General features: G+C 62.8%; 18 protein-coding genes. 12 read left to right on the top strand and 6 right to left on the bottom strand.

What is annotated here, in order from left to right:
• Nucleotides 1-132: 132 nt before the first annotated feature.
• The 7 genes from FLP30_RS06150 (at nt 133) to pqqE (ending at nt 4,659) form a co-directional block, all read left to right on the top strand.
• Nucleotides 133-504 carry a HesB/IscA family protein gene (locus FLP30_RS06150; protein ID WP_149279034.1) on the top strand — a complete coding sequence of 124 codons (372 nt, stop codon included), beginning with the start codon at nt 133-135 and terminating at the stop codon, nt 502-504.
• Nucleotides 501-1,292, top strand: a complete 792-nt coding sequence (gene xth, locus FLP30_RS06145) for an exodeoxyribonuclease III (protein WP_149279033.1) — start codon at nt 501-503, stop codon at nt 1,290-1,292. Before FLP30_RS06150 ends, xth begins: the two co-directional genes overlap by 4 nt.
• A 163-nt stretch (nt 1,293-1,455) precedes the next feature.
• Nucleotides 1,456-1,536, top strand: a complete 81-nt coding sequence (gene pqqA / locus FLP30_RS06140) for a pyrroloquinoline quinone precursor peptide PqqA (RefSeq protein ID WP_149280258.1) — start codon at nt 1,456-1,458, stop codon at nt 1,534-1,536.
• 93 nt (nt 1,537-1,629) lie between these two features.
• Complete coding sequence (gene pqqB / locus FLP30_RS06135) at nt 1,630-2,541, top strand: pyrroloquinoline quinone biosynthesis protein PqqB (RefSeq protein WP_149279032.1); 912 nt, start codon at nt 1,630-1,632, stop codon at nt 2,539-2,541.
• Nucleotides 2,538-3,278 carry a pyrroloquinoline-quinone synthase PqqC gene (pqqC, locus tag FLP30_RS06130; RefSeq protein ID WP_149279031.1) on the top strand — a complete coding sequence of 247 codons (741 nt, stop codon included), beginning with the start codon at nt 2,538-2,540 and terminating at the stop codon, nt 3,276-3,278. The genes pqqB and pqqC overlap by 4 nt, the downstream gene beginning before the upstream one ends.
• Nucleotides 3,275-3,574, top strand: coding sequence for a pyrroloquinoline quinone biosynthesis peptide chaperone PqqD (pqqD, locus tag FLP30_RS06125; protein WP_168200055.1), 300 nt, complete (start codon nt 3,275-3,277; stop codon nt 3,572-3,574). The genes pqqC and pqqD overlap by 4 nt, the downstream gene beginning before the upstream one ends.
• Nucleotides 3,571-4,659 carry a pyrroloquinoline quinone biosynthesis protein PqqE gene (gene pqqE, locus FLP30_RS06120; protein WP_149279030.1) on the top strand — a complete coding sequence of 363 codons (1,089 nt, stop codon included), beginning with the start codon at nt 3,571-3,573 and terminating at the stop codon, nt 4,657-4,659. The genes pqqD and pqqE overlap by 4 nt, the downstream gene beginning before the upstream one ends.
• Nucleotides 4,660-4,725: 66 nt before the next feature.
• Here the strand turns inward: pqqE and FLP30_RS06115 are convergent, their stop codons facing one another.
• On the bottom strand, nt 4,726-6,348 hold the full coding sequence (locus FLP30_RS06115; protein WP_149279029.1) for an ABC-F family ATP-binding cassette domain-containing protein: 1,623 nt from the start codon (nt 6,346-6,348) through the stop codon (nt 4,726-4,728).
• A gap of 207 nt (nt 6,349-6,555) precedes the next feature.
• Between FLP30_RS06115 and FLP30_RS06110 the strand changes: the two genes are divergently transcribed.
• The 4 genes from FLP30_RS06110 to FLP30_RS06100 all read left to right on the top strand — a co-directional run bounded on the left by FLP30_RS06110 (nt 6,556) and on the right by FLP30_RS06100 (nt 10,759).
• On the top strand, nt 6,556-7,086 hold the full coding sequence (locus tag FLP30_RS06110; RefSeq protein ID WP_168200054.1) for an RNA polymerase sigma factor: 531 nt from the start codon (nt 6,556-6,558) through the stop codon (nt 7,084-7,086).
• On the top strand, nt 7,052-7,222 hold the full coding sequence (locus FLP30_RS14085) for a hypothetical protein (RefSeq protein WP_168200016.1): 171 nt from the start codon (nt 7,052-7,054) through the stop codon (nt 7,220-7,222). Before FLP30_RS06110 ends, FLP30_RS14085 begins: the two co-directional genes overlap by 35 nt.
• Nucleotides 7,215-8,168, top strand: coding sequence for a FecR family protein (locus FLP30_RS06105; protein WP_149279027.1), 954 nt, complete (start codon nt 7,215-7,217; stop codon nt 8,166-8,168). Before FLP30_RS14085 ends, FLP30_RS06105 begins: the two co-directional genes overlap by 8 nt.
• A gap of 131 nt (nt 8,169-8,299) precedes the next feature.
• Nucleotides 8,300-10,759 (top strand): TonB-dependent siderophore receptor, encoded by a 2,460-nt coding sequence (locus FLP30_RS06100; protein WP_149279026.1) that lies wholly within the window; start codon nt 8,300-8,302, stop codon nt 10,757-10,759.
• 43 nt (nt 10,760-10,802) lie between these two features.
• Here the strand turns inward: FLP30_RS06100 and FLP30_RS06095 are convergent, their stop codons facing one another.
• From FLP30_RS06095 to FLP30_RS06075, 5 genes are all read right to left on the bottom strand, one after another.
• Nucleotides 10,803-11,120, bottom strand: coding sequence for a DMT family transporter (locus tag FLP30_RS06095; protein WP_149279025.1), 318 nt, complete (start codon nt 11,118-11,120; stop codon nt 10,803-10,805).
• 237 nt (nt 11,121-11,357) lie between these two features.
• Entirely contained in the window at nt 11,358-12,539 is a 1,182-nt protein-coding gene (locus FLP30_RS06090) for a PepSY-associated TM helix domain-containing protein (protein WP_168200053.1), read from the bottom strand.
• Nucleotides 12,540-12,719: 180 nt separating this feature from the next.
• A complete protein-coding gene (locus FLP30_RS06085; protein ID WP_149279023.1) occupies nt 12,720-13,670 on the bottom strand; it encodes a DMT family transporter in 951 nt (316 codons plus the stop codon).
• A 170-nt stretch (nt 13,671-13,840) separates the two neighbouring features.
• Nucleotides 13,841-14,845, bottom strand: coding sequence for a ferritin-like domain-containing protein (locus FLP30_RS06080; RefSeq protein ID WP_149279022.1), 1,005 nt, complete (start codon nt 14,843-14,845; stop codon nt 13,841-13,843).
• A 147-nt stretch (nt 14,846-14,992) separates the two neighbouring features.
• Nucleotides 14,993-15,682: an ATP-dependent Clp protease proteolytic subunit gene (locus tag FLP30_RS06075; RefSeq protein ID WP_210419322.1), complete on the bottom strand. Its 690-nt coding sequence runs from the start codon at nt 15,680-15,682 to the stop codon at nt 14,993-14,995.
• An 81-nt stretch (nt 15,683-15,763) separates the two neighbouring features.
• Here FLP30_RS06075 and FLP30_RS06070 point away from each other — a divergent pair, with 81 nt between their 5' ends.
• Entirely contained in the window at nt 15,764-16,798 is a 1,035-nt protein-coding gene (locus tag FLP30_RS06070; protein ID WP_246856660.1) for an OmpA family protein, read from the top strand.
• Nucleotides 16,799-16,971 lie beyond the last annotated feature (173 nt).

Here is a 16,971-nt window from a genome sequence, read left to right as displayed (position 1 = left end):
CATGGGCGCGGCCCGCCCGTCCGGCGGGGTGCGTCCGTGCTGGCCCGTATCCTAGGCCATGGTGGTAAAGTTGACCATCCGGTGCTGCTTTACCCCTTCAAACCGGGCCGCGGGCGGACTATCTAATCAGACATGACACAGCCAGCCCCCCTCTTTTCCGTTTCGGACAGCGCCGCAGCCCGCATTGCCAGCGTGATCGCTCGCAAGCAGGCCGAAGCAACCGCCAGCACACCAGCCCCCGTGGCCCTGCGCGTGGCCGTGGAGGCCGGGGGCTGCAACGGTTTCCAATACCGTTTCATTCTGGTCGGCCCGACCGAAATTGCCGGGGACGACACCCGAATCGAACGGGGAGACGCCGTGGTGGTGGTGGACCCCGCAAGCCTGGACCTGCTGGCCGATGCCGAGCTGGACTTTGCTGACAAGCTGATGGGGGCTCATTTTTCTGTCCGCAACCCCAATGCGGCCTCGTCCTGCGGCTGCGGCACCAGCTTTTCCCTCGCATGAAAATCGCGACATGGAATGTCAATTCCGTCCGCCAGCGCCAGCAGCTGGTGGCGGACTGGCTTGAGCGCGTCCGCCCCGATGTGCTGATGATGCAGGAAATCAAATGCGAAACGGCGCAGTTTCCCGCCGATGTGTTTGAGGCTCTGGGCTATGCCAGCGTGGCTGTGGGGCAGAAAAGCTATAATGGCGTGGCCACTCTGGTGCGCGGCCCGTTTGAAACCACAACCACCACCCTGCCCGGCTTTACCGACCCAGCGGCGCGCTATGTGGAAGTCCGCACCCAGGGGCTGGTGCTGGGCAACCTGTACCTGCCCAACGGCAATTCCGGCGGGGAGGCAGGCTATGCCACCAAGCTGGAATTTCTGGACGCGCTGACAGCCCGCGCCCAAAGCCTGCTGGCCACCGACACCGACTTTGTGCTGGCGGGGGACTACAACATCTGCCCCACGGCGGAGGACTGCGCCCCCGGCGCACTGGGGCCGGAGGACGCACTGGTGCGCCCGCAAAGCCGTGCCGCCTGGCGTCGTCTGGTCTGGCTGGGGCTGACCGATGCCCTGCGCGCCCTGCACCCCACAGGCACGGCCTATACCTTCTGGGACTATCAGGCCCGCGCGTGGGACCGGGACAACGGGTTACGAATCGACCACATGCTATTGTCCCCCCGTGTGGCGCAGCGCCTGACGCAGGCCACACCCGACCGGGCCGAGCGCGCCATGGAGCGCCCGTCCGACCATGTGCCGCTGATTGTCACGCTGGATAGCCCCGATGTCACCGAGAGTTCACAGTAACGTGAGCAGGGGCCTGCCATGCCGGTCATTTTACCACCGGGGGCTTGCACAAGCCCGGTTTTTGGCCAAACTGAAGGATGCGACCGCGTGTATGCACCCCATCCGGTATGGCACGCATACACGCCTTTGATGTTAAAACCCTGAATGATGAAGGAGCAAAGCCATGGCTTGGACTGCACCGAAAGTGTCTGAAATCCCCCTGGGCGCAGAAATCAACAGCTACGTCTGCGGTCAGAAGAAATAAGGTCGGACCTTTTCCGAACCCTGTTTCAGCCGCCAGTCGGGGGGAAGCACCCTTCCCCATGGCTGGCGGCTTTTCTCTGACTGGAAAGGGCGCATGCTCGATATCGTCGTTCTAGGCGCCGCGGCTGGCGGTGGTTTCCCACAGTGGAACTCCAACGCCCCGGCATGCAGGCGCGCCCGCGCGGGCGACCCCACAGCCCCGGCCCGCACCCAGGCCTCCATCGCTGTCAGCGGAGATGGCGTCTCCTGGTATGTTCTCAATGCCTCGCCCGATCTGCGTACCCAGATCAACCAGACCCCCGATCTGTACCCGCGTGACGGCCTGCGCTCGACCCCCATTGCCGGAGTTGTCCTGACCAGTGGTGAAATTGACGCCATTACCGGCCTGCTGACCCTGCGTGAGCGCCAGCCCTTTGCGCTGTATGCCACGCCCTCGGTCCTGGGCCAGTTGGACGCCAACCCCATTTTTACCGCGCTGGACCCCACCCTTGTGCCGCGCCATGCGCTCACACTGGGGCAGCCCCTTGCCCTCAAGCCTGCGGGCTTTAGCATCACGCCCTTTACGGTGCCCGGCAAGGTGCCGCTGTACGCGGAAAAAGGCAGCAACCCGGCCGAGATTGTCACCAATGGTGAAAACATCGGGCTGGAAATAACCGACGGCAAGGCCCGCGTGCTGTATGTGCCCGGCTGTGCGCGCATGTCGGACGACCTGCGCCACAAGCTGGAAGGGGCGGATGCCGTCTTCTTCGACGGGACCCTGTGGACGGATGATGAAATGGTCCGCGCCGGGCTGGGCAGCAAGACTGGCCACCGCATGGGCCACATGTCGGTAGCGGACGAGCCCGATGGCACCATAGCCACCTTCCGCACCATCCCCACGGGCCGCAAGATCCTGATCCACATCAACAATTCCAACCCTGTTCTTCTGTCGGACTCGCCCGAGCGCGCACAGGCCGAACTGGCAGGGTGGGAAGTCGCCTACGATGGCATGAAGGTCACGCTATGACAGACCGTATCCTTACCGCTGATGAGCTGGAAGCCGCCCTGCGCGCCATTGGTGCCGAGCGCTACCACAACCTGCACCCCTTCCACCGCGCCCTGCACGCCGGGCTGCTGACCAAGGGGCAGGTGCAGGCCTGGGCGCTGAACCGCTATTATTATCAGGCCAGTATTCCGGCCAAGGATGCCTCGCTCCTCGCCCGTCTGCCCACGGCCGAACTGCGCCGTGAATGGCGCCGCAGGCTGGAAGACCACGACGGCACCGAGCCCGGCACAGGCGGCATTGCCCGCTGGCTGAAGCTGACGGCAGGGCTGGGGCTGGACAACGGCTATGTGGAATCGCTCGATGGCCTGCTGCCCACAACCCGCTTTGCGGTGGATGCCTATGTCCGCTTTGTGCGTGAACGCTCCATTCTCGAAGCCATTGCCTCGTCCCTGACCGAGCTGTTCTCTCCCACCATCATCAGCGAACGCGTGGTGGGCATGCTGGGCAACTACAGCTTTATTACCGAGGAAACCCTGGCCTACTTCCAGCCCCGGCTGACCCAGGCCCCGCGTGATTCCGCCTTTGCCCTGGCCTATGTGCGCGAACATGCCCGCACTGCCGAGCAGCAGAGCGCCGTGCTGGCGGCCCTGCGCTTTAAGTGCGATGTGCTGTGGAGCATGCTGGACGCGCTGGACTATGCCTATGTCACACCCGGCAACATTCCCCCAGGGGCTTTCCGCCCCGAGAGCCAGGCATGACCACGGGCGCCCCCCCCGCGCCCATGACAGAAACCAGTGTGCCACGTTTTGCGCGTGGCACACGGCTACAGTACGACCGGGTGCGCCAGACATGGTTTATCCAGGCCCCCGAGCGCGCCTTTCAGGCCGATGCCATTGCGGCCGAAGTGCTGCAACGGGTTGACGGCACCCGCACACTGGCCGCTATCATAGACGAGTTGGCCCAGACTTTTGCGGCCCCGCGTGATATCATCACCCGCGATGTTCTGGCCCTTGTGCATGAATTAGCTGAAAAACAGGTTCTTCTGGCGGCATGACAGCCCCCCCACCCCCTATGAGCCTGCTGGCGGAGCTTACACACCGCTGCCCGCTCCAGTGTCCTTACTGCTCCAACCCGCTGGCGCTGGAACCCCGCGCGCGGGAGTTGGAGACAGCCGACTGGCTGCGCGTGCTGGACGAGGCCGCAGCCATGGGGGTGTTGCAGGTTCATTTTTCCGGCGGGGAGCCCATGGCCCGGCCAGACCTGCCGCAGCTTGTCGCCCATGCCGCCAAAATTGGCCTGTATTCCAACCTGATTACATCAGGCGTGCTGCTTAACCCCACCACACTGGGGCAACTGGCGCAGGCCGGGCTGGACCATATCCAGTTGTCCTTCCAGGACGCACAGGCTGATGAGGGCGACAGGATTGCCCACATGGCAGGCTCCCATGCCCGCAAGCTGGAGGCCGCCCGCCTGATTGTGGCCGAAGGTCTGCCGCTGACGATCAACTTTGTCATCCACCGCCAGAACTGCGCGCGTGTGCCCGCCATGCTGGCCTTGGCAGAAGAGCTGGGCGCACGCCGGGTGGAAATTGCCCATACCCAGTATTACGGCTGGGGCCTGATGAACCGGGACGCCCTGCTGCCCGACCGCGCCCAGCTTGAAGCAACGGAACACGCCGTAGCCGAGGCCCGCACCCGCCTTGCCGGGCGCATGACCATCGATTTTGTGACCCCCGATTACTACGCGGACAAGCCCAAGCCCTGCATGGGGGGCTGGGGGCAACGCTTTTTGAATGTCGCGCCCTCGGGCCGGGTGCTGCCGTGCCATGCGGCAGAGACCATCCCCAACGTGGCCTTCCCCACTGTGACGGAAGCCTCTCTGTCCGATATCTGGGAAAAAGCGCCCCTGTTTACCATGTTCCGTGGCACGGACTGGATGCCCGACCCGTGCCGGTCCTGCGCGTTCAAGGAGGAAGACTGGGGCGGCTGCCGCTGTCAGGCTCTGGCCCTGGCTGGCCGGGCCGATGTGGCGGACCCCGTGTGCCATCAGGCGCATGACCATGGCCTGATCAGCCAGGCCATTGCGGATCGCCCACAAACGCCACCCCCCTTCCGTTACCGCCGGTATGGGGGTGCCTGAGTAGCCCGAGCCCCTATAAACCATGGAGCAGGAGCCTGCGGCCCCTGCCGGGTTTGAAGCTGCTGCCTATTCGTGCAGGCCGGGGGCTTCGCGCCCGGTGCGGGCCACGTATTCCGTATAGCCGCCGTCGTAACGGTGCAGGCCCTGGGGGGTCAGTTCCAGCACCCTGTTGGACAGGGCGGCCAGAAAATGCCGGTCATGCGACACAAACAGCATGGTGCCGTCATAATCCGCCAGAGCCGTAATCAGCATTTCCTTGGTGGCGATGTCCAGATGGTTGGTCGGTTCGTCCAGCACCAGAAAGTTCGGCGGATCATACAGCATCAGCGCCATGACAAGCCGGGCTTTCTCACCCCCTGAGAGCACGCGGCACTGTTTGTCCACATCATCACCCGAGAAACCAAAGCCACCGGCCAGTGCGCGCAACGACCCTTGGCCCGCCAGCGGGAACGTATGTTCCAGCGTTTCAAAAATTGTGCGCTCACCGTCCAGCAGGTCCATGGCGTGCTGGGCAAAATACCCCATGCGGACACTGCCCCCCAGAGTGACCGTACCGGCATCGGGCGTGGTGGTTCCCGTCACCAGCTTGAGCAGGGTTGATTTACCCGCGCCGTTCACCCCCAGCACGCAGCAGCGTTCCTGCCGCCGGATCAGCAGGTCCAGCCCTTTGTAGATCACGCGGCTGCCATAGCTTTTGTCCACCCCGCGCAGGGTGGCCACGGCATCCCCCGAGCGTGGGGCCTGCGGGAAGGTAAAGGACAGGGCCTGACGGCGCTTGGGCGGTTCTACCCGGTCGATCTTATCCAGTTTTTTGACGCGGCTCTGCACCTGCGCCGCGTGCGAGGCGCGGGCCTTGAAGCGCTCAATAAACGCCACTTCCTTGGCCAGCATGGCCTGCTGGCGTTCAAACTGAGCCTGCTGCTGCTTTTCGTTCAGGGCGCGCTGCTGTTCGTAAAACTCGTAGTCGCCCGAAAAGGAGGTCAGAACCCCGCCATCAATCTCGATCACCTTGTTGATGATCCGGTTCATGAAGGCACGGTCGTGCGATGTCATGAGCAATGCGCCATCATAGCCTGACAGAAACTGCTCCAGCCAGATCAGGCTTTCCAGGTCCAGATGGTTGCTTGGTTCGTCCAGCAGCATCACATCAGGCTTCATCAGCAGGATGCGAGCCAGAGCCACGCGCATTTTCCACCCGCCGGACAGACGCCCAACATCGCCATCCATCATTTCCTGGCTAAAGCCAAGCCCGTGCAGCACCTCACGCGCGCGGCCATCCAGCGCGTAACCGCCCAATTCCTCAAAGCGGGCCTGCACCTCGCCAAAGCGTTCCAGAATGGTGTCCAGCTCATCAAACCGTTCGGGGTCGGCCATGGCGGTTTCCAGCTCCGCCAGTTCCGCCCCGACAACCGACACCGGCCCGGCCCCATCCATGACCTCGGCAACCGCACTGCGGCCGCTCATTTCCCCCACGTCCTGATTGAAAAAACCCACCGTAATGCCACGGTCGGTCAGAACATGGCCTTCATCAGGCTCTTCCTGCCCGGTAATCAGCCGGAACAGGGTTGTCTTGCCTGCACCATTGGGGCCGACCAGACCGATTTTTTCACCCTTTTGCAGGGCGGCCGAAGCCTCGATAAAAATGACCCGGTGGCCATTATGCTTGCTGATGGTATCAAGACGGATCATGAGGCCTCGGGGGCTGGAAGGGGACAAGGGCTGGCGCTGCCGCCGCCCCTTATTACGCAGCCCGCCCCCCCAGTAAACCACCAAGGCCTGCCCAGAGCAGCAACCCCGCCCCGGCCCCGCAGACTGGCCTGAAGCCACGCGGGCAGGGCGCGCTGTGTCATTCCTCTTGCAGTTGCGAAAAATTCGCATTCGTCTATGCTCGGCAGCATGGCACGCCTCCCCCACCCTGGTAACCCACCCCGGCAGGTGGATGCGTATACGACCCATTATGGTCGGCTGCTGGTGTATGCCCGCAAGCTGACCGGCGACCGCAATACCGCCGAAGACCTGGTGCAGGAGGCCTGGTGCCTGCTGGAGCGGCACCAGCCCGACAGTGTGGACTCGCCCTTCCGCTACCTGCGCAGCGTTGTCCATAACCTCTTTGTCAGCCACCTGCGGCGCAGAAAGCGTGAGGCGGAAGTGGATGTACCCCCCGATACGCTCAGCGAGACCATAGCCGCCGACCAGCCCACCCCTGAGGAGGCCGTGATCTCCCGGCTGGAAATGGAGCGTCTGGCCACCATTATCGACACCATGCCCCCCCGGCAGGCCATGGCGTTACGGCTGTATCATTTTGAAAACCGCAAACTGCGTGAAATTGCGGCCGAACTTGGGGTGTCCATTTCCTTCGCGCAGGCTCTGATTGCAAAAGGTCTGGCAACCTGTGCTGAAGAGCTTGACCGCACCGGGCCACGCTGAAAGACTGCCCGCATATGCCCTGCCTGACACTCTTTTCTGGCCCGTCCCTGCCCGCCATGCGCCGCACGCCAGCCCCATACGCCCCCACCCTCCCCTGCGGCCCATTACCCGGCTGGGCCTGACAGACAATGGCTGATCCCACACTCCCCCGGCAGGATGCGGCTGTCTGGCTTGTTCTGCTACGGGACGACCCTGATGATGCTGCCTTGCAGGAGCGTTTTCAGACCTGGCTGAAGGCTGACCCGCTGCATGCCCAGGCCTGGGCCAGTGTCAACCGCGCCGCCACAACGCTGGCGCACATGGGGGGCAGCCCCCAAAGCCAGCAAGCACCCCAACCAGACCCCCGCCGCGTACGGCCCCGCCTGCGTACACTATGGCCTGTGCCTCTTGGGCTGGCCGCCGCCTGTGCCTGCCTGTTTGTTGCCAGCCCGGACCTGCTGCTGCGCTGGCAGGCCGACCAGTACACCACCGTGGGTGAGACACGGACCATAACCCTGCCCGACGGCACAGCCATAACCCTGGCCCCCCGCACGGCCGTGAGCATACAGACCAAGGACCAAGCCCGGATGGTCACGCTGTTGGAGGGGGAGGCCCTGTTCAAGGTCAGGCATGATCCCGCCCATCCGTTTGCTGTGATGGCCGGGGGGGTCAAGGCGACTGATATTGGCACGGTGTTTGATGTCCTGCTGTCCGCACAGGGTACCACCGTTGCCGTGCGCGAAGGGGCAAGCCAGGTACAGGCCGCCGATGGCACAACAGCCCCGCAGGACCTTGGCCCCGGCAACTGGGTGAGCATTGAGGGCACAACCACTACACGCGGCACCCGCAAACCCGACACCATAGGCCTGTGGAGTGACGGACTGCTGATGGCCGATGCCATGCCCCTGTCCACTCTGATCGCCCGCATACGCCCCTGGCAGACCGGGGCCATTGTATTGCTGGACCCAGCGCTGGGCCAGCAGACAGTCAGCGGTGTGTATGACCTGCGCCAGCCCACCAGAGCGCTGGCCCTTGCGGTGCGCCAGCACGGGGGGCGGGTTCGCCAGTTCTCGCGCTGGCTGACGGTTATCTCGCGGTCCTGACAGCGGGGTTTTTCTGCCCTCTCGAAAAAAAATTATCACCCGGACAGGAAAACCCGCCACTGGGAGCGTCTTGGTCTCATGCAATTGCGAGACACTCGCATGCCAGACCCAGAGCAGGACCGCCTTCCACCATGCACCCAGCCCCCCCTTGCCGCAGCACCCGGCCAACCACGCTGCGTATTGTCTGCCTTGCCACCGCCCTGACAGCCGCCCCGCCCCTGCTGGCCCGCCCCGCCGCAGCCCAGCAGGCTGCGCAGGTGTTCCATATCGCCCCCGGTCCTCTGTCCGATGTGTTGCTGGCTTTTAGCAGGCAGACCCATGTGCAGGTTGCCGCAGGCGGGGCACGCCTTGGCAATTATCACTCACCCGGCGTGTCGGGGCGGATGGATGCCCCCTCTGCCCTGTCAAAACTGCTGGCAGGCAGCGGGCTGAGCTTTCATGCAGCCGGGGCCGGTGACTACGAACTGGTGCCCACACCCGCCGCCGCCCCAACCCCCACGACCCTGCCCGCCCCCGCCCATGTGGCAACGCCTGTCGGCACTCTTGAATCCCCCCATGGGGAAAGCATTGTCATCCAGGGCGATGTGATCGGCAGTGCCAACCGCTCCGCCGTGCGGCATTACGCAGGCAGCCGGACGGTTATCAGCAATGCCGAATTGCGCGGCAATGCCGTGCGCTCGCTCGATGACGCGCTGCAACGCATCCCTAGTGTGAAAATCTTTGACGAAACCGGCACAGGTGCCCTGCCCCAGATCCAGCTTCGTGGCCTTTACGAAAGCCGCAGTGGCCGTGTGCAGGTGCTGGAGGATGGTATCCCGCTGGCTCTGGCCCCCTATGGGCAGACCAGTATTTCCATGTTCCCCATGACCATGGACATGGTTGACCATATTGACGTTGTGCGTGGCGGCGCGGCCCTGCAATACGGCCCCAACAACATGGGCGGTGTCATCAACATCGCCAGCAGGCCCATTCCACAAAAATGGACCACAACAATTGGCGAGCGGCTGCAAATTGCGGGCAATAACGGCCATGTGCTGACCAATACCGATTTTAGCACCGGCGGGCACCTGAGCCAGCGCTTTGCCATGCAACTGGATGCCAATTTCCAGAACGGTCAGCAGTTCCGCGACAGCCACAGCTCGGTCAACGTGCGTAACCTGCGCCTGCGCGCCCAGTACGACATAACGGATAACGACCGCCTGCGCGCCGACTTTGCCGATTATGAAGCCGACATCGACATGCCCGGTGCCCTGTCCCCGGCGGATTACAAGAAAAACCCTTTCCAGAGCACCCGGCCTTACGATTCCATGACAGGCGACACCTACCGGGGCAGCCTTGTTGCACAGCATGACATCCACCACTGGCGGGGTATTACCGGCGGGCAGGCCACGCTGACCTTTTTTGCCGACCAGGCCAGCCGGTCCTTTACCAACGGTATGCGCCTGTCCTCGGCCGAGACATGGCGCTCCGACCTGCCAGCCCAGCGGATGCAGAACTCCCCGCGTGACTTCACGGTCTATGGCGTGCAGCCCCAGATGACCCTGCGCACCAAAACCTGGGGGGTTACGCATGAATTCACCTTCGGGGCGCGCTATGTCAGCGAGGACATTCACTACATGGTCAACCGCAAGTCCCTGCCCTCCGGGCCGTGGACATCCTTCCGGGACTGGCAGTTCAACAACCAGGCGTGGGCGACCTTTGTCAGCGACAAAATGGGTTTTCTCGACAACCGCCTGACACTGACACCGGGCTTTCGGTTTGAGCACGTGGACCAGAGCTACGTGAACAAAGCCACAGGCCAGAAGGAAGGCAATGGCACGCGCGACATCCTACCCGGTGTCACGCTGGGCTACAGCATTGGAAAAACGGGTTATGTCTTCTTTGACGTGCAGAAATCCATGCGGCCTGCCCAGTCAACCCAGATCATTTACGGCAACCGCCTGAACACCGAAAAAGCCTGGAACTACGAAGTCGGGGGACGCTGGTTCCCCAATCGCCAGACCACGCTTGGCCTGACATTCTACCGGATCGATTTTGGCAACCAGATCGAATATGACAGCACCATCATCAGCCCCAGCCTTGGCACGCCGGGGTCGTATATCAACCTTGGAGCAACCCGTTACCAGGGGCTGGAGTTTTCTGGCGACTGGGCTTTGAAGAACCTGCCCAACCTGTCCTTCAACGCCGCGTATTCCTTCCTTGATGCCCGCCAGTTGAACGGCGCTTATCAGGGCAATGTGGTGCCCTATACCTCCAAACACCAGCTTTCGGGCGGGGCGACGTATCAGTGGGGGCAGACGCGCTTTAACATCAACGGCTTCTGGTTCTCCCGCTCTTACACCGATGCCGCCAATACCAAGCGCGAAAACGCAACCGGCTCGGTCGGGCGTGTGCCGGGTTATGTTGTCTTCAACGCTCAGGTCAGCCACACCATCGCCCTGCGCAACGACGGCACAAAACTGGACCTGTCTTTTGCTATCATGAACTTTGGGGACGAACGCTATTACTTCCGCGGTATGGATACCAGCCCCTGGGGGCGTGAGGTCGCCCCCGGCCGCACGTTCCAGATCGGCACAAAAGTAACGTTCTGACCTGCCTTTACGCCCCGGCTTGTCATAGCCGGGGCCTGCCCGCTTAATGCGCCAGCTTGAGGGTAACCACCCCTGCGATAATCAGGGCCACACCCAAAAACCGGGCGGCTGTCAGGGGGTCACCATAAAGGTAGACACCCATACCAAAGGTGCCCACAGCCCCGATCCCTGTCCAGACCGCATAGGCCGTGCCCAGTGGGATCTGCTTTTGCGCCAGCCAGAGCAGCGTGCCACTTACCCCCAGAAAGAACAGGGCCATGGCAATGCCCGCCAGCCGTGTTGCGGGCACCTGCGACAGCTTAAGCCCGACTGGCCAGCCAACCTCGAACACCCCTGCCAGTACAAGATAGACCCACGCCATGACCACGCACCCTCCCCCGGCTGGCGGACAGACCCGCTGCCCTGATGTGGGGCCGAGTATAGGGAGAAGGCTCTTTTTGTTTCAATAAAGAAACATTATAGTGGTCGGTGCCATCCATAGACGTGGCAAAACCTACAAAATCTTCAGATGCGTCTTTTCTCAAACAGATTAGACAGTCATCACCTTTTTGAAAAAAGGCGATACCCAAAAAGCTTTTGCTCCTGTTTTAAACAGGCGTTACGCCGCAACCTTACGGTGCCTGCGCGGGGGATTGCGCTTGCGCCACCAGATCAACACCCCTGTCACCGACAGCAGGCACACCGCCAACCCGGACACGCAGATCACAATCCGCCCGAAAAGGCCCAGCAGCCTGCCACTATGCCATGGGAACTGAAGCTGCATGACAATGTTCCCGACCGCCCCCATGCCCGGTATTTCTCCACGGGTAATGGAGCCCGTATGCAGGTCAACCGTAACCTGCGGGCTACCCAGCCCTGCCACCTCATGCCCGCTGGCGCTGAACTGGTAAAATGTTGCCGTCGATCCATCCGCCGCCAGCAAAACACCTGCGGGGCGGGGGCTCTCACCATAGGCGCGCACAAAGGCAATGGCGGTCTCTTCCGCCTGATCCAGCGTCAAACCGTGTGGAAACCGGCCTCCGGGCGGGGCTGTCAGGGCTGGGCGCACGGGCAACAGGGTGGAAACAACGGGTGTAAAAACCTGGTCATTCAACGTCAGCGCCACACCGCTGACAGCCAGCCCCAGCAGCACAATCCAGAGCCAGAGCGACACGGCCCGGTGCAGGTCAAACACCACGCGGATAAACGCCCGACCGAACGACACCCCCCAGGCTGGCGCCCAGCGTACCCAAAACGCAGGCTGCCACACCCTGTTTTGCAAAGGAAAGGTCAGCACAAGGCCCACAAGGCAATCCACAGTCCACAGGATTGCGCAAAGGCCCAGAAAAACGATGCCAAACCGCCCCAGCGCCAGCGAATAATGCACCCTGTATAAAAACGACATGACCACACGCCGGTTAAAGCAGCAGCCTTCTGTTTCCCGCTCGCCCTGAATATGGCCATTGGAGGGGTCCAGAAACAGCTCGTCAGCAGGCGCCCCTTCGTTGGACGTAAACGCGCGGACAGACTGCCCGGCCTCGGGCCGGTAGAGCAGAGCGTTAACCTGTGCGGCCGGGCGCTGGGCCTGAAGGCGCGCCAGCAGGACAGAAGGCGGCAGATGCCTGTCTGGGTGCGCTGCGTGGAACAGGTCGGGGTTGAGCGAGGCGTCAATCTCGTCCTGAAAAGTGCACAGGCTGCCTGTCAGACCAAGCACGCACAGGACAACCGCCAGAAACAGGCCGGTATAGCGGTGCATGCGGACAAGGGCCGGGCGCACGGTTTTCAGGGTCAGGGCAACCATTCCCGCTGGCTTGCCATGCCGTTTGGAATGGAGCAACAAGAAATTGAGAGTCATTCTCATATTTGTCGTAGCAGGCAGAATATAGCCCGCACAGCAGGCCCGCCCCATGCCGGTCTCACCCCGACAACAGCCCCACCCGCAACACAGGGGCGGCCCGGTGGGGCAGCGCCCTGCCCGCCCTCAGGGCCGCCGGAACGGCAGGGTGATGCCCTTGGCGCGTGCGCCCTTCCAGCGGAGCAGAGTGGGACCGCTGACCAGCATGATCCCACCCAGTATCAGCACTGCCCCGGCCAGAAAGGCATGGGTCAGAGGCTCATGTAGAAAAACCGCCCCAAAGGTAATGCCAAACAGCGGGGTCATGAACGACAGAACACTCAGCCGCGAGGCCAGATAAGTCCGCAGCAGGGAGAACCAGACCATGAAGCTGACAAAGGTGATACCGATTGTCTGAAACCCCATATCCGCCACCACGCGGGTATCCACATGGACAGCCCCCTGCCCCAACCCAAGAGCCATCGGCACCAGCAGGCAGAAAGCACCCCCCAACTGCCAGAACAGGGTGACAGCCGCTGGCGCATCCGACAGGCTGGAAAACCTGACAACAAGCGTCGTCAGCCCCCAGGACGCCCCCGCCAGCACGCCAAGAAAATCCCCCACCCACACGAGCGAGGACACAGCGCCACCCCCGGCCCCACGCCCCATGAAGGACACCACAATGCCCCCAAACGCCAAAGCTATGCCCCACCACTGCATACGGGCCAGGCGTTCCTCCGGCAGTCTGAAATGCAGGCCAAGGGCTGTGAAAATAGGCGCTGTGTACAGGAAGATGGACATATGCGCGGCACTGGTAAAGCGCAGCCCCTGCCCGGCAAAAAAGTATTCCAGCGCAAACAGCGCCCCAACCGCACAGCCCGCAGGCACGGACACCGCCCACAACGCCGACACCTGCCTGCGCCACGCCAGCAGCCCCGCCACCAGCACAGCCGCCAGCCCCGACCGCAGACCGATCTGCATAATGGGGGAAATATCTGCCGCAATGGCTTTTATAAGCACCTGCTGCATGCCCCAGGTCGCGCACAGGGCAAGCATGAGCAGGCCTGCCGTGGCATCAACATCCTTACGACTGGCCATCGCGGTCGGCTCCTTTTCAGCACGCCCCAAAGCGGGCCGTGGCCGCGCATTTATGCCCAGCCTGCGGGCTTTGACAATACGTCAGCACCTGCTGTCAAAAAGCCTGTGCCCCATAAAAAAACCCCTCCGCCAGGGAGGGGTTTTCAAGAACCGGCAGCAAGACCCACAGGTTACTTTTTGTTGGCTTTGAAGATGCCGCTGGCAAACTCCCAGCAGCGCCCGGCATCACGGATCACGCGGCCGATAAAGGGCGGCGTTGTGGGCCGCAGCAGGCGCGGGTCATAGCCGGAAAAGCGCCGGGCGTCCTCGGTCAGGCACAGTTCCATGAAGTCGGGCAGGGTGATCTGCACATTGGTGACTTCTTTGGTGCCGGTCACCGTAAAGTTATTGTCCTGGGTGTGTTCCTGCCCCTTGTCGTCCACCGTGCGGACAAGGCTCAGACGCTCATAGGCCAGGAACGCCCAGACCGCCCACACCTTGAGTTCAAAATACGGACGGCGCCACCAGGGCATGACAGCACGGTACCAGGCCAGCCAGTTGGCAAACAGCAGGATATGGCGACATTCCTCCTGCATGATCGGCTCAAACGTGTCGGTCAGTTCAGGCGGGAAAAAGCCAGACCGCTTGGCCAGCTCAAACATGCCAAACGCAAAGAAGCTGTCCACACATTCCGAAAAGCCGGTGACCATATAGGCCCACTCGACATCGCGCGGCTCAATATACGGAGGCTCCGGCGCCATGGGGATGTTGTAGGCGGCCACCATCTTGGACAGCACTTCCTTGTGCCGGTTTTCCTCCCACGCATTGCGGGAGATGGCATCCTTGATGTCGGGGTCCTTGACCAGGCTGGCATAGGCGGCCATGCGCAGGCGCGCCTTGCCTTCGGTCTGGACCGCAATATCCCAGATCGGCAGCGACACGATCTTGTGCAGCGTTTCGGGGTCCAGCTTCGGCCAGTCGATCACGGACGGCTTGTAGGGGTTGAACGTATCGCGGAACATGGCAGCAAGTGCGCGCTTGTGCGCGTCCGACCCGGGGCGCAGTGGCCCCTGCTCGGGGCTCATCCAATGCCGGGCGCGATAGTCAGCCTCGACCACAGCCTGCGCGTTGGGCGGCGCGGGCAGATCGTCCATGCTGTCGGGAAGTTTGGAATAGATATCGCTCAGAGAACCCATATGAGGCACCTGTCTCCTGGGGACCGTCCACCTGTACAGGAAGGTCCGGCCAGCATGGCCAGACCCCGCGAACTGGTCCGATGACCTGAAACAGACCACCCCCACCCCACAGTGCCCCGCAGGATGGGCGGCAGTACTGTGCCGGACTTAATGCAGATCGGAAAACTGGGAAATGATCTTGGTCACTAAACCGTAATCAATCGCTTCCTGCGCCGACATCCAGTAGTTGCGGTCGGTGTCCTTGGCCACTTTCTCGTAGCTGTGGCCGGTCTCATGCGCGAAAATACGGTTAAGCCGTTCGCGCATCTTGATGATTTCACGCGCTTCGATGTCGATATCGGTTGCCGGGCCACGCACGCCGCCCATCGGCTGGTGCAGCAGAAAGCGCGTGTTGGGCAGACAGAATCGACGGTCCTTGTGGCCAGCCGCAAAAATAAGCGCCCCAGCAGACGCCACCCACCCGGTGCCGATCATGTTGACCGGTGCAATCGAATCGACAAAGCGGATCATGTCATGGATGGTGTCGCCACTTTCCACATGCCCGCCGGGGGAATTGACGTACACATCAATCGGCTTGTCGGACTCACCGGCCAGAGCCAGCAGGCGGCCTGTTACGTCGCGCGCCATCTTGTCGTTCACACCGCCGAAGATCAGCACCTTACGCTGCTTGAACAGCTTGTGCTCCAGTTCTCCATGCGGGGCACCGGGGGCCTTTTCGTCCTTTTCAGGGGTTTCGGGGCTTTCCGGCGCGTCCGGTTCATCATCCAGCCTGATGGCGTTTTGGAAGGAAATACCCGGCATTGCTGTCTCCGCACATTGTTCCGTGTCTGTGTTCATGCCGCTATCCTGCGCCGCTGCAACGTGCCTGCCAAGGGGCAATCATGCTGTGGCTCGCCAGCGCGGCGCGAAAGAGGTAAGGTGAAAGCCATTTCCTGCCAAGCGCATCCGGGGAGCACCCACCAGACCATGCCGCAGCCACACCCTTGCCGGACACGCACCGGGTCCGGGCCTTTACCCGCGCGCACCACAGGCCTCCGCCGCCTGCGCGCCGCACTGGTGGCAGGGGGCATGGTCGCACTGGGCGGGTGCAACCATCAGGACGCCGTGGACAGCACCTTTGACTGGGTCCACAAAATGCGCGGCGGCGTTATTGCCACCCAGCGCCCCCCGGCCCCTGGCCGCTATGACCCGTACCCCCATGTGGGGCTGACCCCCACAGACCCGCCGGATGTTACATCCCCCCAGGCCCGCGCCCTGCTGACCCAGCGGCTGCTGCGCGACCGGAACCTGACGTACCGTACCGTTGCGGCCAACGGCAGCCTTATCCCCGACATACCGCCCCCGCCGGGTGGAACCGCCCCAAAGGCTGAACTACCCACAGGGGCCAGCGGTGCCGTGCTGGACGCGGCCGAAGCCCCCCCGCGGCCACAACAGGCCCAGAGCAGCCGCCCCCAGCCGGACACCACCACCCCCAGCACGGCTGACAGCCCCGATGGGGAAATTGCCCTCCCCACCGTGCGTGACGACAAGGGAGCCGCAGGCCCGCAGGTACTGCCCGCCATACCGGCAGCCCCACCGCCGCCACCCCAGATTGCCGGGGTGGCCACGCCTGCTGACACCCCCACGGCCAGCACACGCACACCCAATTATGACCTTGCGGACGTCAAAGGCACGGGCTTCCACTTCCTGCCCGATTCCGACCAGCTTTCCAGCGGGCAGGACGCCGCTTTGGCCAAACTGGTGGACAAAACCCCCAAAGGCCCCTTCTACATCCGCGGGTTTGGCAACGCGACAGCGCTGGATGCCGTCAACCAGACCGATGCCGTGCGCCTTGGGCTGCTACGGGCCTCTCGCCTGGCACAGCTCCTTGTCGCCCATGGGGTGCCCGCCACAGCCCTGCATGTCCGGGGCGATGCCTTTGGCACAGGGGCGCGGGTTTCCACCACGCCCTGATACGGGCTGGCCCAAACAGGCAGACACGCTCCAGGAGTTATCTGCCACTGGCCGCGCGGCCCCAAGCCACCCCGCCAGACTGGCAAAGCCCCGCCAACGCGCCCATGGGCCTTGCCCACCCGCCACCACCACACGGCAGGCGGGTTAATTTAGCGCCTGCGGGGTGTTGGCCT

Origin of the sequence: Acetobacter vaccinii, assembly GCF_008365315.1 — a bacterium.
Lineage (GTDB): Bacteria > Pseudomonadota > Alphaproteobacteria > Acetobacterales > Acetobacteraceae > Acetobacter > Acetobacter vaccinii.
Note: the sequence above shows the minus strand (reverse complement) of the source record. Positions and strands in the feature narration are given on the sequence as shown.

What these genes read in the sequence shown, in the direction of transcription:
- FLP30_RS06150 (WP_149279034.1), top strand. Translation starts at nt 133, where the DNA reads ATGACACAGCCAGCCCCCCTCTTTTCCGTTTCGGACAGCGCCGCAGCC.
- xth (WP_149279033.1), top strand. Translation starts at nt 501, where the DNA reads ATGAAAATCGCGACATGGAATGTCAATTCCGTCCGCCAGCGCCAGCAG.
- pqqA (WP_149280258.1), top strand. Translation starts at nt 1,456, where the DNA reads ATGGCTTGGACTGCACCGAAAGTGTCTGAAATCCCCCTGGGCGCAGAA.
- pqqB (WP_149279032.1), top strand. Translation starts at nt 1,630, where the DNA reads ATGCTCGATATCGTCGTTCTAGGCGCCGCGGCTGGCGGTGGTTTCCCA.
- pqqC (WP_149279031.1), top strand. Translation starts at nt 2,538, where the DNA reads ATGACAGACCGTATCCTTACCGCTGATGAGCTGGAAGCCGCCCTGCGC.
- pqqD (WP_168200055.1), top strand. Translation starts at nt 3,275, where the DNA reads ATGACCACGGGCGCCCCCCCCGCGCCCATGACAGAAACCAGTGTGCCA.
- pqqE (WP_149279030.1), top strand. Translation starts at nt 3,571, where the DNA reads ATGACAGCCCCCCCACCCCCTATGAGCCTGCTGGCGGAGCTTACACAC.
- FLP30_RS06115 (WP_149279029.1), bottom strand. Translation starts at nt 6,348, where the DNA reads ATGATCCGTCTTGATACCATCAGCAAGCATAATGGCCACCGGGTCATT.
- FLP30_RS06110 (WP_168200054.1), top strand. Translation starts at nt 6,556, where the DNA reads ATGGCACGCCTCCCCCACCCTGGTAACCCACCCCGGCAGGTGGATGCG.
- FLP30_RS06105 (WP_149279027.1), top strand. Translation starts at nt 7,215, where the DNA reads ATGGCTGATCCCACACTCCCCCGGCAGGATGCGGCTGTCTGGCTTGTT.
- FLP30_RS06100 (WP_149279026.1), top strand. Translation starts at nt 8,300, where the DNA reads ATGCACCCAGCCCCCCCTTGCCGCAGCACCCGGCCAACCACGCTGCGT.
- FLP30_RS06095 (WP_149279025.1), bottom strand. Translation starts at nt 11,120, where the DNA reads ATGGCGTGGGTCTATCTTGTACTGGCAGGGGTGTTCGAGGTTGGCTGG.
- FLP30_RS06090 (WP_168200053.1), bottom strand. Translation starts at nt 12,539, where the DNA reads ATGGTTGCCCTGACCCTGAAAACCGTGCGCCCGGCCCTTGTCCGCATG.
- FLP30_RS06085 (WP_149279023.1), bottom strand. Translation starts at nt 13,670, where the DNA reads ATGGCCAGTCGTAAGGATGTTGATGCCACGGCAGGCCTGCTCATGCTT.
- FLP30_RS06080 (WP_149279022.1), bottom strand. Translation starts at nt 14,845, where the DNA reads ATGGGTTCTCTGAGCGATATCTATTCCAAACTTCCCGACAGCATGGAC.
- FLP30_RS06075 (WP_210419322.1), bottom strand. Translation starts at nt 15,682, where the DNA reads ATGAACACAGACACGGAACAATGTGCGGAGACAGCAATGCCGGGTATT.